The organism is Fulvivirga lutimaris (assembly GCF_009711525.1).
Classification (GTDB): Bacteria; Bacteroidota; Bacteroidia; order Cytophagales; family Cyclobacteriaceae; genus Fulvivirga; species Fulvivirga lutimaris.
In genome coordinates, this window is record NZ_SMLV01000334.1 from 1 (window position 1) to 15,965 (window position 15,965).

A 15,965-nucleotide genomic window follows, 5' to 3' on the forward strand; every position below is an offset into this window, starting at 1 on the left:
ATTCATCAAGTGAATATTTAGTTCAAAGTCCTTTAAAAATCATGAGAAGCTTTGGTGATTTCTTTATGTATTCTGGAATGAATTAAAACTACACACAACAAGTTGTAAGAGCGCATATGGACTTCACCATGCGAAGTTCTTTAATGCTTTGATTAGGCTCGCCCACACGTTTTGGGTCAGTTTTTCACATCTACTTTCATGGCTGCCACTTGTGAACGATTAACTGAAACGTAGTGTCTTAAGCTGCTTGTTTCTCGACTAGGTCCTAAACCCAAATCGTGCTAGTTTTATGCCGTTAACTAAAGTAAAAACACGCGCCTTACAGGGGCGTTATGCCTCATACTTTAGACCATTATGAATCTAAATATTGACGAGTTTGACATTAATGAGCTAGATGAATTAGTCCAATTAATTCAACTGAACAGAATCGAATATTTTTGGGGCACTGACCGAGAAAAACTGAAGATTGAACCTGCTTCATTGGATTTAGACGATATACTAATTGACCAGATTCATTCACTATTTCAACGTTTAAATGTTTATTGGATTAATTCGAATGCAACTTCGACTTTTATAACATTAGGACGATGGACGGACGCAAGCCGGGGTTTTGCTAAATTAGTAGTCCCTGAATACATTAGCCCTTTCAAAGTTGGCCGAATTCATGAAATGACAAGGCTTAATTCTAGTAACTGGTACTATTTTCTGCGTGAATAAACATTAAACGAGGCATAACATCATGTAAGAGCGCATTTGGACTTCACAATGCGAAATCCATAAATACTTAGGTGCCTACCTCGCACTATACAACTTCAATCTCAGCAGCTCCAATACCGAATATTTCACAGCTGGGTTTTGAGGGTTGGTGATGCCATATCTGCGGTCTACCAAATCTCCTATGTCACTAATTTTAAATATAGGTCCGGCCACATCAAGTCCATCCAAAGTGCAGGTATTGGAGAATATCAATCGCACATATTTCATTTTCCGTTCCTGAGCATAAGTTACATTATTGCGCTGCATTCGCTCTACAATTTCAAACTGATATTCCATGCAGTCCAGGGCATAGTCATCAATAGGCACAAGTTTGGTGGTTTCACAATCCCACCCTGGTGAGGTTTGCATAAGCGCCCGATAGGCCCGTTCTGTCATCCCAAAATGATAGAGAAACTGTGAATAGCTTACTGGTATTTTCGTGTTTTTAGGATAGTAACCAACAATATCACCCCTACTCATAGCATCAATCAAAATTTTTGGAACCTCAGCAGCCATCTGATTTTGCTTTTCCTTAAGCATCACTTTGGAAACTATCTCCTGAGCCTGAGTTGCCCCTGCTATTGTAAGAAGCAATATTGTCAGCCCCCTCCTCATCTTGCTCCAATTAACTTAGATAATTCATCAGCGTTCTTTGGTAGGTCCGCTTTCTTTTCCAACATAAAAGTCAAAGTGCTACCTGCAGCTGTGAGTTCTGGATATTTATTGAGCTTGAAAATAGCACCATCTTCATCAACAGTAAACATGCTGTATTTCCTGTTTTGCATCAGCGTAAAGTCTTTCGCCCAGTTATACTCATTAAAATAGATGACGGTATTCAGTCCTTCATAAACCACATATACATCTGTCTTAATTGAATCATTGTTTTGATTTACAAATTGAGGAATATAAGGCACAAACTCTTCCCCATTAATGATCCTGTCGTAATTATAAAGACCGAAATCAAAAATCTCCATAGTCTGAAAGGCCAGGTTTCTCAAAGAATCCTGCCTTGCCCAGGCTGGATCTACCACCCACTCGTCATCCCAACCCGGCTCCATAACTTCAACATTTTCTGCATTGCTTTGTACTATACCACTTCCCCAAAGGTCATCGTCCTTATCATTCAACAACAGGGGTTGTATCCTATTGGTATAAGAATCCCACCGCCCCTCTTCTTTATTATATCGGAAACCTTCCATAGTTACATCCACTTCTTTGGATGGTAAAGCCAGCCTCACAACAATGGAACGGTCTTCATGTACCTGCACCGTATCCTCGCCATTCAAGCAATACATTTCAAACATTCCATTAGATTCCAGGTAATAAGTTTTACCCATCAATTGGGTAGTCATATTGATATTATGGATCAGCATCTCAGATGGTGTGCGTACCTCACGGTACAAAAGCGTAACAACATCAATCTTACTAACATCAACTGAAAAGGCATTGCTGGGTATATAAATGAGGCTGCCACTATGATGCATAATTTTGGAGCACTCAGTGGTGCTCACCTCATATTTAGAGAAAGGAGATTTTAGATTTGATAGTTTATTCTGCGCCAGCAGATCAGATATGGAGCAAAGCATCATTACTACAAGGAACGAAACAATATTTAGGAGCTGAGAATTACGCACCTTTCAAGATACAAAAAGTAGTTAATGTTGGCAAAGGGCGGGTTTGGTGTTTTAAATGATATCATGTCCAATGGTTAATCGATCAAGTAGTTTCTCCTATCACTTCAATTTAATTTATATATTGTAGAGATATCAAGCCAAAACCCTATGAAATTCAAATACCAGTTATCCCCACTATTCAAGTCTTTAGTCCTTTTAATCATCATCACTGCTTGCCAGGACAAAACGCAAAAAGCCGATCTGATAATTACGAATACTACCATTTGGACAGGTAATGATGATCAGCCCTGGGCTGAAGCCATGGCCATATCAGGAGATTCAATTCTTTCTGTTGGTAGCACCGAAGAAATATCAAGATTCATAGGAGAAAACACACTAACCAGGGATCTGTCAGGGAGATTTATAACACCAGGATTTATTGATAGCCATGTGCATTTGTTAAGAGGCGGATTTAACCTAAATTCTGTTCAGCTGAGGTATGCTAAAACACCTGATGAGTTTATCAAGGCCATTGGAGCATATGCTAAAACATTACCTAAAGGCTCCTGGATTTTAGGAGGAGACTGGGACCATGAAAATTGGGGAGGTGAGCTACCCACCAAATCATGGATAGATTCGGTCACTAAAGACAATCCTGTTTTTATCACCCGATTGGATGGGCATATGTCATTAGCCAATTCTATCGCCTTGGAGCTGGCTGGAGTGTCAAATGATGCTAATGATATAGAAGGAGGTGAGATTGTAAGAAATGACAAAGGAGAAATCACAGGCTTATTTAAAGACAACGCCAGCAGCTTAATTTGGTCTGCTGTTACTGATCCTACTACCGAAGAATATGAGAATGCACTTAATGCGGCCATGAAATATTTGGCCTCAAACGGAGTAACCTCGGTGCATCACATGTCAGCTGCCGGCCATTACAACGTGCTTAAAAAAGTACGTAGTGAAGGCAATTTGATCACCCGGATATATGCCATGTATCCGCTGAACCAATGGGAAGATCTAAAGCAAGAAATTGATACAAATGGAAAAGGTGACTACTGGCTGAAAATTGGTGGGCTCAAAGGATTTGTTGATGGCTCTCTGGGTTCTCATACTGCTGCATTCTTTAACGCTTATACTGATAATCCTTCAGATTCTGGTTTTTTCGTTGCTCCTATTGATTCTATATACAAACATGTAAAGGCAGCAGACAATGCGGGACTGCAGGTGATGATTCATGCTATTGGCGACAAAGCCATTCATAGTCTTCTTAACACTTTTGAGACCGTTGAGAAAGAAAATGGTGACAAGGACAGAAGGTTTAGAATTGAACATGCCCAACATATTGATCCTAATGATATTAAAAGGTTTTCGGAGCTCAATGTGATACCCAGCATGCAGCCTTATCATGCTATTGATGATGGCAGGTGGGCAGAAAAGCTCATAGGTTCTGAAAGAATAAAAACAACTTATGCCTTTAAAGCCTTGCTTGATGCGAATGCCCAACTGGCCTTTGGCAGCGATTGGTTTGTAGCGCCACCCACCCCTTTGATGGGCATTTATGCTGCAGTAACTCGCAGAACGCTGGACGATCAGAACCCTGATGGCTGGGTACCCGAGCAAAAGATCTCAGTTGAACAAGCATTAAATGCTTACACCAACACCGCTGCCTATGCTTCCTTTGATGAAGAAATAAAAGGATCATTAGCACCCGGAAAGCTGGCAGATTTTGTAATTATCAGCGATAATTTAACCACAGTTGACCCTGTAAGCATCAAAGACCTAAAAATACTGGAGACTTATGTTGGTGGTAAGAGAGTGTTTGGTGATGGTGATAACTAGAAGTATTTCGCTTCTGAAACCATTTATTCGTTAGAATTCTTAATTCTTGAGCTGTTCATGTCCAAACCCAGAAACCGACCCCTCTACTTCTTCCTTATCATTGGCACGATAGCCTGTGGTCTGGCTTCGCGTGCTTCTTTTTCTCCGGATTTTGTTAAAGCATATGCCGGTGATCCGCTATATGCGTTGATGATATTTTTTATCATCGGTTTTTTCTTTTCAAAATACAGTTCACTGCAAGTGGCATTGCTTTGCATAGCTGTTTGTTATACCATCGAGCTAAGCCAGCTTTATCAGGCCGACTGGATCAATGAAATAAGAAGAACCCGATTAGGTGGTTTGGTTTTAGGTTTTGGGTTTCTGTGGAGTGATATCATCAGCTATACTGTTGGCGCACTTGTTGGATATGTTCTGGATTGCCTTTTTAAAGCCAAACTATAAATTCACCAACTTCTTCAAAACCTGAAGACTGTTGAATTAGTCCACTGTTAAATCCATTTCTAAACTTGTCATCCACCGACAAAGTATTTTTTAGTACTCAAATCAACTTAATGTTGCAAGAGTAATCAAAATTCAAAAAAATGAGATCAATTATTATTTTCAGTTTATGCTGCTGCATATCCAATGTTTCAACAGCCCAAGATTTTATAAAAGAAGCTGATAGCTTGAAAAAACAGGGTTTACTCATGCCTGCATTAGAAAAATACGGTACGGCATTTATGCAAAATTATTCTGCAAGTACCTCTTATCAAATAGCTTCTACTTGTGCTTTGTTATGGACCAGAGAAATGAGAGACACCTCCTTCTATTTTTTAAACTATGCACTGGAAAAAGACTCATCACTATCTGTACTCTACGATCCTCAATTTTTAAGTCTGATAGGTGATGAAAGGTGGGAGAATATTGAAAAAATACAAGTCACGAAATATGAAAATATATATGGGCCTATTAAAAACGAGCCATTCGCGAGAGCACTTTTCAGAATGATCATCAAAGATCAGGGCTTTATGTATGCTGGTAATTTAGAGAGAAAGAAATACCTGGCCAATGGAGGTTATTTTAGCTCCCCAGCTGTTTTTCCTATGCTTGCTATGGAAGAAAAGAATTTAAAGGAAAATGAAAAAGAACTGATAGTACTCCTCGAAAAATATGGATGGCCAACAGCATCTAGCGTGACAGAATATGCCGCAGCAGGCGCAGCACTTATTATCAACCATACAACCTATGAACTTAGATCGAAATACTTCCCTTTATTGGAAGAAGCTTTCAACAAAGGGGAAGCCCAGCCTTTAAGATATGCAAAAATGAGAGACAGACTTTTGGTAGAGGAAGGAAGGGAACAGCTTTATGGTACACAATGGAAATATGAAGGAGAAACTCGTTTTCCTCATAAAATAAAAGACCCTCAATATGTTGATAAACGAAGGGCGGCTATTGGATTGGAGCCACTAAGCATCTATTTAAAGGAGCGATTTGATATTGAATGGAATATTGATCAGAAATAACGACTACTTAAACAAAAAAGCGGCTCTCAATATTTGAGGCCGCTTTCATATATTAATTGTAAAATTATCACTCCTTCAGCACCATGTCAATGCACATCACAGCGGCCATGATTAGCATTCTTAACCTGTTATTTTCCGGCACACTTTCATCTATCTTAAGCATATAGTTATCAGCAGAGGTGAATAGCTCTTTGCCAAAACCAGCCCATTGTTTACTAACATGAGCAAACTCATGGCCTTCCTTCACAAACTTAAAATCCCAGCTGGTCCATTTTCCTTTTAGTGTACTTACTACACTATCATTTTGGTCTAACAAATTAAACTTGCCGCCAATGCTGAAAAATTGTTGTTTAAACTTACCTATAAGCTGATCCTTCTCATCAAACACCTCTACGGTAGACAAGAAAATAGAAACCCCTCTTTTAACTGTAATCAAAACGTCCCCATTAGGCTCTTTGATTACCACTTCGAAAGGCGTCATTCTTTTGTAGTCAGTGAACCTGAACATTTTGGTAAAAAAGCCAAGGTTAGGCTCCCTACATTCCAAAATCACTTCCTTCGTTTCAGGGTCATAGATATCATAGTTGTTGGATGCTTTGAACATACCAACCTGCTCTTTTACAAAAAAGAGGTTTCTATTAAATACTGGATGCATATGCTAAATTTTAAAACTGAAAACTAAGCAATTGCAGGTTGTCTATGCCCCACCCAGGTAAATCTTTTTATAACATATTCAGGATTTGTAAATGACGCATTACCTGCAGGATTACCACCTGTAACATGAAAATCGCTAAATCCAGCGTTCTGATTCATATAAATTCCACCAGTTAAATTGAAGGATACAGGGGTTGCGGCCAGAGCCATTTCATCTGCAATATGCTCCTTAACTTCAGCGTCAGTCACATAAGCGCCACATGAAATAGCCCCATGTTCAATGGCCATCTCCTTGGCCAATGCCACAGATTCTTCAGTGTTTTTTGTCTTGATGAGCAAGGCAATTGGTCCAAATAATTCTGTGCTGAATTTATCCTTATCAGCAGCATCTAAAGCAATGACTGCCGGTGTAGAGATTCTTGCATTAGCAAACATTGGGTTTTCAATACTTCTTGATTCAAGTAGTACTTTGCCTCCAATTTTATCGATTTCAGCCACACGCTGGCATGTCATTTTATTCTGGATAGCACCTAACACAAACGGTCCTGCCTTAGGATTATCCACCAATCCGTTAATATTCTCGATAAGCTTAGCAGCAAATTCATCAAAGCTCACTTTTCCATCAGGCGTGTTGATACCACCTTCAGGAATGTAGAAATTTTGTGGTGCTGTACACATCTGACCACTATAGAGTGTCAAAGAAAATGCAAGGTTAGCCGCTACTTTATCTATGTTGTCAGCTGAATCAAGAATGGCAGAGTTAACACCAGTTTTCTCAGTGAATACGGCCTTACCATCCAATTTCTCGAGATAGCTACCGAATTTAGAGTTACCGGTAAAGTCAATGATCTTCACGGCCTTATCTTCAGCCAACTCTTTGGTGATCAAATGATCATAAGTATCAACGGCCAACTGACAGATGTTAGGATCAAGGTTATTCTCAGCCAATACGTTCTGAATTTCAGCTACAAAAATAGCCATTGGCAACACTGCCCCAGGATGCGGTTTTACAATAACGCTGTTTCCAGTCATTAAGCTGGCATAAACACCAGGAACACTGTTCCATGTTGGGAAAGTAGAGCAACCAATAACCACACCTATACCCTTAGGTACCGCGCGCCATTCTTTATCTAATGTTATGTTAAACTTACCCATTGGTTTGTCCCAAACTACAGCTCCCGGAAATCTGTTCAGCTCTTCATAACCTGAGGCTACAGCTTCCAGCGCTCTGTCAGCGGCATGAGGTCCAGATGCCTGGAAAGCCATCATATATCCCTGGCCGGTAGTATGCATAGTAGCATAGGCCACTTCAAAAAATCTTTCCTTGATTCTTTCCAAAGATTCGATTAAGATCCCAGCTCTATCATCAGCGCTAACCTTTCTCCAAACATGAAAAGCTTTATCGGCTCTTTCTATTAGTGTTTTGGTGTCAAAAGCAGGGTATTGAATATTTAATGGCTCTTGCATATAAGGAGATTCCTCCACTCCCACCCAAGAAGATGGGTTTTCCTGCTTTAGCTCTTCAAATTTCTTACCTACACTGCCCTGAAATTTCTTTCTTCCATCTGCATCAGCCGTTTCGCCATAAATTTTTGGAGATGGATGTTCTGGGTAGGCAGCGAAAAATGTTCTTTCATGAATGGCCTTTATTGCCTTAGTTAAAATATCTTTATGCTTATTATACAAACTCATAGTGATCGATTTTTAGAATATCAATTAGGAAAGCGAAGATAAGGTATATTGACAAAAAATTTCAATCGGTTGCAGACCACTTTAAAAGAGATTTGAAAAGTTACAATTACATAATTTACCCTATTAACAAACGATACTGTTTTAAATTGAAGTGGCTTTTACATATTATCGTGTTTTGTCTTGTTGTGACATCAGTTCACGGACAAAGATCCTATCGACTTCCAAAAGGTGTAAGCCCTTCAGAATATGCAAGCAACACCATTATTGTAAAATTAAAATCTGGTGAGCTCAACAGTCTAAAAAACAGAAGCTTCAAGACCAATAAGCTCACAAATGCAGAGAGAGCGCTCACTCATATTTCCCAAAAGAGCTCTAAGCATCCATTATCAAACATATTTAAAATTGAAGTAGAAAATAGTGATCAGCTTTTAAGTACGATCAACGAGCTGCTAAAAGACGACAATGTAGTTTATGCTGAACCCTACTTTAACCACCGCCCTTTATTTGTGCCTAATGACAAAGAGTTAGCGCAGCAAACCTACCTTTCTGTTGTTAAAGCCTTTGATGCCTGGACCATTGAAAAAGGCGATTCATCAATTGTTATAGGTGTTCTTGATTCCGGGGTGCAGCCTGATCATCCAGACTTACAACAGCAAATTGCCTATAATTTAAATGATCCTGTCAATGGCCTGGATGATGATGGTGATGGTTTGATCGACAACTATGCAGGATGGGATATTGCCGATAACGACAATAACCCAACAGCAGACACCGATCCTCACGGCACACAAATTTCCGGAATATCTTCAGCTAGAGTTAATAATGGTATTGGTATATCTGGCACTGGGTTTAATACTAAATTCCTACCAATAAAAATATTTGAAAGTGGATCAAACTTCTTTAGAAATGGCTATGAAGCTATTGCACTAGCAGCTGATTTGGGATGCAAGATTATTAACCTCTCATGGGGTTCTGCAGGTAGTTTTAGTCAATATGGACAGGATATTATAAACTATGCTGTATTGGTGAGAGATGCTGTAATTGTGGCCGCTGCTGGTAATACACCAGAACATTTAGATTTTTATCCCGCATCCTATGACAATGTGCTCTCTGTTGGAGCCACTGATATGCTAGACAACAAATCAGGGTTTGCCACTTTCAGTTACAATATTGACCTTATGGCTCCCGGTCAAAACATCTTCCATGTAGACAATGACAGTAAATATAATGCCAATGGCTCTGGAACTAGTTTTTCCTCACCCATGGTAGCTGGAGCAGCTGCTCTTGTTCGTGCCAGATTTCCTCACCTCACTGCGGTGCAAGTGATGGAAAGAATAAGAATCACCTCAGACGACATCTATTCTATTGGGACTAACAGTGACTTTGAAGGTCTTATGGGGAATGGGCGTTTGAATATGCTAAGAGCATTGAATGACATCTCTACTCCATCAATCAGATTAAAAAATATCACCTACAATAACGGGTTAAAGACTCAGGCTTACGCCCGTGATACGCTGAACATATCAATGGACATTATAAATTACCTGAATGTAGCAAGAAACACCACTTTAACACTTTCCTCCACCTCTCCTTATGTGCAGGTGACTTCATCAGAATTTAGCATCAGTAGTCTAGCCAGTATTGATACAATTAGCAATATTGACTCACCATTTCAAGTGGTGTTGACAAGTGACCTTCCCGCCTCTGAGGATCTTGTATTCAGAGTTGATATGATGGGTAATGATTATGAGGACTTTCAATATTTCACCATTAAGACCTCTCCAAATTATGTCAATTTCAAGTCAGGACAGCTAGAAATGACCATAGCTGGTGATGGTGATCTGGGATATGACCGAGATGGTTTTCTTTCAGGCATTGGATTCAACTATAAAGAGGAAAGAGTGGCCGATAATATTGGTTTCCTGATAAGTACTAACAAAACCAGCGTTAGCGATAATGTGCCTAACAATTTTAGTCTTAATGTAAGAGATAATGATTTTACACCAATAACGAATATTAAGGAATACAGAAATGGAATAACTACAAATGATGCTCGTTCAGTATTCACCGTAGCCGACAGTATTCTCATTGTACAAAAGACATTATCTGATAACATTTCTGATTTTATCATTCAGGAATATCGAATTATAAACACGGGAGCAGATGTTTATTCTGATCTTAACATAGCACTCTTAGCAGATTGGAATATAAATGATCAGGATTTTAACAAGGCAAATTGGGATGGTGACAATAAACTCGGTTATGTAAATGATGGAAATACCTTTGTTGGAATAGCACTTTTAACTGGCCAGGATTCCATTTACTCTGCTATTAACAATAGAAATTTTAATGGCAACGCTGCTGACATTCCTGTAGTTATTAATGATAGTGTGAAATTCAGTCACAGTTCGCAGGGTATTCTAAATGCAAGTGCAGGTGATAATAATAACGGCAATGATGTCTCGCATCTCATTGGTGCAACTATTCCAAGCCTTGTTATCAATCAGGGAGAGAAAGTAACTTTTGTATTTGTTGCTGGCCATAGTTTGGATGAACTGATTAATAATAAAAATGCTGCCTTTGCATTTTATAATACTTACAATCAAAGCCCCCCTGTAATTAAGATAGCTGAAACCTGCATTAATCAACCTGCGGTTATTGACCCTGAAGGGACCAACTTTGATTTCTATTCTGATGTAGAATTGACTGACCTCTTGTTTTCTGGGGAAGCATTTACAACACCAAACATCTCTACATCAACTCCTTATTATGTTGTAAATAAAGATAGTACTTATGATGGCAGTATTTTTAGGGTTATAGCCAAACCAAAATATGTAAATGCTGATTTCTTAGCTGATCCCAGCCCGCTTCTACTTGATGAAACTGGCAAAAAGACAGTACAATTTTCAGATAAAGGTATTGATGGCGTTTCCTGGTCATGGAATTTAGATAACGGCTTTACTTCTACCCAGCAGCACCCTTCCACCCTTTATTCATCTACCGGATCTTATGACATTCAGCTAACAGTCACCAATGACATTGGGTGCGTTGAAAGTATCACAAAATCAATTGAAGTTGCTAACAGAAGCAACAAGCCTAATATTGTAGATAAAAACATTTGTAAGGGTGATGAGGTAACGCTTACAGCTACAAATTCAGCTAATCTTGAATTTTATAATGATGCTAAGCTTACTGATCTGGTCTACACCGGAAATAATTTCAACCGCACTTTTACTGAGGATGCCACTCTATATGTGGTAAGTAAAGACTCTGTTTATATGAGCAATACTCAACTAGTAAATATTAATGTTGATGATGTGAAAGCAGATTTTACTTACGTACCTGATACTATCGACCTTTCCTCCTCAACCTTGGCTACTTTTAATTCAAACGCTCAAAATGAAGCTTTATACTATTGGTATCTTAATGATGAACTTGAAGGAGTAAATGAAAATATTACTGTTGATTACGAGTCTTTAGCCTCGTTTACAATAAAACAAGTGGCTGAAAGCAGCAATGGCTGCTTTGACTCTCTTATTCAGGTGATCACTCCTACTATTAGTGCAAAACCAGCATTACAAAGAATTAGCATCTGCCAAGGTGAAAGTATTTCAATCAACCCAGATGGAGATTTTTATCACTTTTATGCTGACTCGGGATTATCCGACTTACAAGCAAAAGGATCATCGATAAGTCTTCAAAATGTATTGAACGATACCATTATTTATATCACCAGTAATGAAAGCCTCAAAGAAAGTGAACCGCTCGCGCTGACCATTGATGTGAGTGATCTGGAATCCAGCTTTACCATTACAAATCCATTGAATCTTTATGATGCGCAGTCACCTGTTATCACCAATACTTCCGTTGCTGCCACACAGTTCGTTTGGATGTTAGATGGTGATACAATCAGTACTGAAGTGCTGCCAGCTTTAAGCTTTAGTATCCCAAATAATCATGAACTCAAGCTGATTGCATTAGATGATTCGGGGTGCATATCCGAAAGCACAACAGCCTTGGAGGTGGTTAATATCACCAGCCTTGAACAAACTTCAACCCTTAAAATTTACCCAAATCCAGTTGACGATTACCTCATTATTCAAAATCCAGAATCAATAGAGATTCAATTATTCAATGCTTCGGGGGTATTAATCCATTCAGAAAATGGATCGGATATAAAAATAGCCACTGCTCAGTGGAACAGTGGCTTATACTTTATTAGGGTTCAGGATAACACTGAAACCCGCTGGTTTAAAATTGTTAAAGACTAATCTTGTTCAGCAAATACCTTTTTCAATAACTCTGAAGTTCTGGCCAAAGGATCTTTTCTGATATTCATCTCCTCTTTGGCTATTAATGTAAAAAGACCTTCAATGGCCTTATCTGTAGCATAGCCTTCCAAATCATCATCCACTTTCTCAACAAATGGCACTTTGTTGTAGGTAGTCACAATATCACCATAGTATTTTGTTGCATTGGTTTTATCCAGCGCTCTTTTGATTACTGGTTGAAAGCTCGCCTTCAGTTGCGATGAGGTAGTGCGCATCAAATACTGTGTAGCTGCATCTTTATCTCCTTTTAATATTCCCCATGCATCCTGAATGGTCATGGCCTTGATGGCATTTACAAATATGGGCTTGGCCTCTTTGGCAGCCTCTTCTGCACCTCTGTTTAGCGTCAGCACAAACTTATCTACCTCATCACCAAGTCCAATTTGTCTCAGCTTAGTCTCCACTTTCTGAACATCAGGAGGGAAGGGTAACTTAATTTGAGGGTTTTTGAAATAGCCATCCAATTTAGAAGCCTGATTTGAGCCTTTAGATATTCCATTGATCAAAGCCTCTTTAAGTCCTGAAGCTACTTGCTCCGAAGTCAGGGCATCATCGCCCAAAGCATCATTGATAGTTCCCAGCGTCTGATTAATCTGTGCTGAGGTACAAGCGATTAGCACAATAAAGATGAAATAGAAATAGGTTTTAAAAAGCTTCATGATATAATCCTTTAATTGAGTATTCTGTTAATGATTTATAAAGTGCATAATTCGCAAATTAAGTTAAGCATTTTAATATACTTTCAGATATTTACATTTCAATAATCGAATTACATGGCAAACGCAAGAGCAGAACTACTCACAATTGGTGATGAAATTTTATTTGGTCAAATAAACGACACCAATTCTCAGTGGATGAGTCAGGAGTTAGACAAAGTGGGCATTCGTGTGGTTAGAAAAACTACTGTTGGCGATATTAGACAAGATATGATGGATGCATTTGCGGAAGCAGAAAAGCGTGCTGATATCGTATTGATTACTGGTGGCCTTGGTCCAACTAATGATGATCTTACAAAGCCATTATTGGCAGAATACTTCAATTGTGAAATTGCTTTAGATGAAGAAGCCCTGGCAGAAGTTACAGAGTTTTTTAAGAGCAAAGGCCGTGAACTCACCCCTGTCAACAGGAAGCAAGCAGAGCTGCCAGTTTGCTGCGAAAGAGTATCTAACAGGTTAGGTACCGCGCCAGGTATGTGGTTCGAAAGAAATGGAAAGGTGTTTGTCTCTATGCCGGGTGTACCGCATGAGATGAAAAATATGATGAAGGAGATTGTCATTCCTAAGCTTCAGGGGTATTTCCAAACAGATGTCATTTTCCATAAAGTGGTAAAAACAATAGGCATTGGCGAGTCATGGCTAGCAGAAGAAATAAAGGTTTGGGAAGATGCCTTACCTGAACACATAAAGCTGGCTTATCTACCAAGCCTGGGACAGGTGAAACTGAGATTAACTGCTGTAGGCCCTGACATGGAGACTTTAAAGGCCGAAGTTGAAGAACAGATCACTGAACTGAAAAAGTATGCCTGGAAATACATTTATGGCTACGACAAAGATGAAATACAGTCGGTAGTTGGCGACATGCTAAATGAGCGTAATATGACTGTAGCTTTTGCAGAAAGCTGTACCGGAGGTTATTTATCGCACCTTATTACTTCTATAGCAGGTAGTTCAAGTTATTATATGGGCTCGGTTATTCCTTACCAATACGAATTGAAAGTAAGCCAATTAGGTGTAAGCCAGGATACATTAAACACTTATGGCGCAGTAAGTAAAGAAACTATTATTGAAATGGCAGAAAATGTAAGAACCCGATTAAAGGCCGATATTGGTGTGGCCACGAGTGGCATTGCTGGTCCGGGAGGTGGCACCGAAGATAAGCCTGTGGGTACAGTTTGGATTGCTATTGCTGATGGAGAACAAACTAAAGCTCGTAAATTGCAACTATGGAAAGATAGGGATGTGAATATAAAAGCAACTGCCGTTGCAGCGCTGAACCTTATTAGGATAACCTTATCGAAAACGATTGAAATAAAGAAGTAAAGTACTAAATTTGCACCCGAATTCGGGTAGAACACTTTTATTGATAATAAATGGCACTAGTAGAACTAATAATGCCTAAGATGGGCGAAAGTATAATGGAAGCCACCGTGCTTACATGGTTAAAAAAAGAAGGTGACACTATAGAGCAGGATGAGTCTGTTTTGGAAGTAGCTACTGATAAGGTAGACACTGAAGTTCCTTCAACCCATGCCGGTGTATTAAAAGAAATACTAGCCAAAGATGGTGAGGTAATTGAGGTTGGCAAGCCAATCGCTATTATTGCTACTGATGGTGATGATGCTGGCGCACCTGCTGCACCGAAAGCAGAAGCCAAAGCTGAGCCAAAGACAGAAGTTAAAGTAGAAGCTGCACAGCCAGCGGCTGCAAGCAACGGAGCTGTTCACAGCACTCCTGTTACTTCTGACAGATTTTACTCTCCATTGGTGAAAAACATAGCCAAAGAGGAAGGTATTCCTTTGTCTGAATTAGATTCACTGCCTGGCAGCGGAAAAGATGGCCGTGTTACTAAAACTGATATTATCGCTTATGTAGAAACAAGAGGAAGTCAGCCAGTAGCTGCGCCTGCTGCACCAGCTCCTGAAGCTAAACCTTCAACTGCCGTAGCCAAGATTCCTGCTTCTATTAATGCTGGTGATGAGATCATAGAAATGGACAGAATGCGTAAAATGATTGCTCAGAGAATGGTTGACTCTAAACGCATTGCTCCACACGTTACTTCATTCGTAGAAGCTGATGTGACCAATATCGTATTCTGGAGAAACAGAAATAAGAACGAATTTAAAAAGCGTGAGGGCGGTAATTTGACCTTCACTCCTATCTTTATTCATGCGGTAGCAAAAGCCATTAAAGACTACCCAATGATCAATGTGCAGGTAGATGGTGATAGAATAATCAAGAAAAAAGATATTAATATTGGAATGGCTGTGGCTCTTCCTTCAGGTAATTTGATTGTACCTGTTATTAGAAACGCAGACCAGCTCAACCTTACAGGTTTGGCCAATAAAGTAAACGATCTGGCCATTAGAGCAAGAGACAATAAATTAAGCCCTGACGAACTTTCAGGTGGCACATTTACCATCTCTAATGTTGGTTCTTTTGGCAATGTGATGGGTACCCCTATCATTATGCAACCTCAGGTAGGTATTTTGGCCTTAGGCGCTATTGTTAAGAAGCCTGCCGTAATAGAAACACCAAATGGTGATGCTATTGCCATTAGACATAAAATGTTCCTTTCTCACAGCTATGACCACAGAGTGGTAGATGGCTCATTGGGAGGCATGGTAGTACGCAGAGTAGCTGACTACCTGGAGCGTTTTGATATGGACACAGATATTTAATCATTTCTGATTTTATAGAATCAAAAGCCCTTCCGAAATATCGGAAGGGCTTTTTTGTTTAGCGGCCCTCCTCCCCGGATTCCTGTCTGCCGACAGGCAGGTATTCCGGGTTCTCTTTTTAGATAAGATGCCGGAACAAGTCTAGCAAGTACAGTTCAACTATTTCAATTTT

The 15,965-nt window shown here is 39.5% G+C and carries 11 protein-coding genes; 6 read left to right on the top strand and 5 right to left on the bottom strand.

Translation table 11 applies throughout. From position 1 onward, the window contains the following. Positions 1 to 792: 792 nt before the first annotated feature. Together E1140_RS07385 and E1140_RS07390 are read right to left on the bottom strand one after the other, a co-directional pair. Positions 793 to 1,371 carry a hypothetical protein gene (locus tag E1140_RS07385; RefSeq protein WP_155181055.1) on the bottom strand — a complete coding sequence of 193 codons (579 nt, stop codon included), beginning with the start codon at positions 1,369 to 1,371 and terminating at the stop codon, positions 793 to 795. Further along, positions 1,368 to 2,390: a hypothetical protein gene (locus E1140_RS07390; protein WP_155181058.1), complete on the bottom strand. Its 1,023-nt coding sequence runs from the start codon at positions 2,388 to 2,390 to the stop codon at positions 1,368 to 1,370. Before E1140_RS07390 ends, E1140_RS07385 begins: the two co-directional genes overlap by 4 nt. A 147-nt stretch (positions 2,391 to 2,537) precedes the next feature. On the opposite strand from E1140_RS07390, the gene E1140_RS07395 reads away from it, so the two are divergent. From E1140_RS07395 to E1140_RS07405, 3 genes are all read left to right on the top strand, one after another. Next, positions 2,538 to 4,214, top strand: a complete 1,677-nt coding sequence (locus E1140_RS07395) for an amidohydrolase (protein ID WP_155181061.1) — start codon at positions 2,538 to 2,540, stop codon at positions 4,212 to 4,214. A gap of 57 nt (positions 4,215 to 4,271) precedes the next feature. Further along, entirely contained in the window at positions 4,272 to 4,655 is a 384-nt protein-coding gene (locus tag E1140_RS07400; RefSeq protein WP_155181064.1) for a ribosomal maturation YjgA family protein, read from the top strand. A 140-nt stretch (positions 4,656 to 4,795) separates the two neighbouring features. Beyond that, complete coding sequence (locus E1140_RS07405) at positions 4,796 to 5,719, top strand: DUF6624 domain-containing protein (protein WP_155181068.1); 924 nt, start codon at positions 4,796 to 4,798, stop codon at positions 5,717 to 5,719. Positions 5,720 to 5,786: 67 nt separating this feature from the next. Here E1140_RS07405 and E1140_RS07410 read toward each other — a convergent pair whose 3' ends face one another. After that, positions 5,787 to 6,374, bottom strand: a complete 588-nt coding sequence (locus E1140_RS07410; protein WP_155181071.1) for an LURP-one-related family protein — start codon at positions 6,372 to 6,374, stop codon at positions 5,787 to 5,789. 23 nt (positions 6,375 to 6,397) lie between these two features. Continuing rightward, positions 6,398 to 8,065 (bottom strand): phenylacetic acid degradation protein PaaN, encoded by a 1,668-nt coding sequence (paaN, locus tag E1140_RS07415; RefSeq protein WP_155181085.1) that lies wholly within the window; start codon positions 8,063 to 8,065, stop codon positions 6,398 to 6,400. Positions 8,066 to 8,211: 146 nt separating this feature from the next. Here paaN and E1140_RS07420 point away from each other — a divergent pair, with 146 nt between their 5' ends. Then, complete coding sequence (locus E1140_RS07420; RefSeq protein WP_221412656.1) at positions 8,212 to 12,336, top strand: S8 family serine peptidase; 4,125 nt, start codon at positions 8,212 to 8,214, stop codon at positions 12,334 to 12,336. Here the strand turns inward: E1140_RS07420 and E1140_RS07425 are convergent. Beyond that, positions 12,333 to 13,055 (bottom strand): DUF4197 domain-containing protein, encoded by a 723-nt coding sequence (locus tag E1140_RS07425; protein ID WP_155181091.1) that lies wholly within the window; start codon positions 13,053 to 13,055, stop codon positions 12,333 to 12,335. The two genes, E1140_RS07420 and E1140_RS07425, sit on opposite strands and share 4 nt — an antisense overlap. Positions 13,056 to 13,169: 114 nt before the next feature. Here E1140_RS07425 and E1140_RS07430 point away from each other — a divergent pair, with 114 nt between their 5' ends. Both E1140_RS07430 and E1140_RS07435 read left to right on the top strand, forming a co-directional pair. Continuing rightward, on the top strand, positions 13,170 to 14,435 hold the full coding sequence (locus E1140_RS07430) for a competence/damage-inducible protein A (RefSeq protein WP_155181093.1): 1,266 nt from the start codon (positions 13,170 to 13,172) through the stop codon (positions 14,433 to 14,435). A 50-nt stretch (positions 14,436 to 14,485) separates the two neighbouring features. Beyond that, positions 14,486 to 15,793 carry a dihydrolipoamide acetyltransferase family protein gene (locus tag E1140_RS07435; RefSeq protein ID WP_155181096.1) on the top strand — a complete coding sequence of 436 codons (1,308 nt, stop codon included), beginning with the start codon at positions 14,486 to 14,488 and terminating at the stop codon, positions 15,791 to 15,793. The last annotated feature ends 172 nt before the right edge of the window (positions 15,794 to 15,965 follow it).

Coding starts and splice junctions, on each gene's coding strand:
- E1140_RS07385 (WP_155181055.1), bottom strand. CDS start 1,371: ATGAGGAGGGGGCTGACAATATTGCTTCTTACAATAGCAGGGGCAACT.
- E1140_RS07395 (WP_155181061.1), top strand. CDS start 2,538: ATGAAATTCAAATACCAGTTATCCCCACTATTCAAGTCTTTAGTCCTT.
- E1140_RS07400 (WP_155181064.1), top strand. CDS start 4,272: ATGTCCAAACCCAGAAACCGACCCCTCTACTTCTTCCTTATCATTGGC.
- E1140_RS07405 (WP_155181068.1), top strand. CDS start 4,796: ATGAGATCAATTATTATTTTCAGTTTATGCTGCTGCATATCCAATGTT.
- E1140_RS07410 (WP_155181071.1), bottom strand. CDS start 6,374: ATGCATCCAGTATTTAATAGAAACCTCTTTTTTGTAAAAGAGCAGGTT.
- paaN (WP_155181085.1), bottom strand. CDS start 8,065: ATGAGTTTGTATAATAAGCATAAAGATATTTTAACTAAGGCAATAAAG.
- E1140_RS07425 (WP_155181091.1), bottom strand. CDS start 13,055: ATGAAGCTTTTTAAAACCTATTTCTATTTCATCTTTATTGTGCTAATC.
- E1140_RS07430 (WP_155181093.1), top strand. CDS start 13,170: ATGGCAAACGCAAGAGCAGAACTACTCACAATTGGTGATGAAATTTTA.
- E1140_RS07435 (WP_155181096.1), top strand. CDS start 14,486: ATGGCACTAGTAGAACTAATAATGCCTAAGATGGGCGAAAGTATAATG.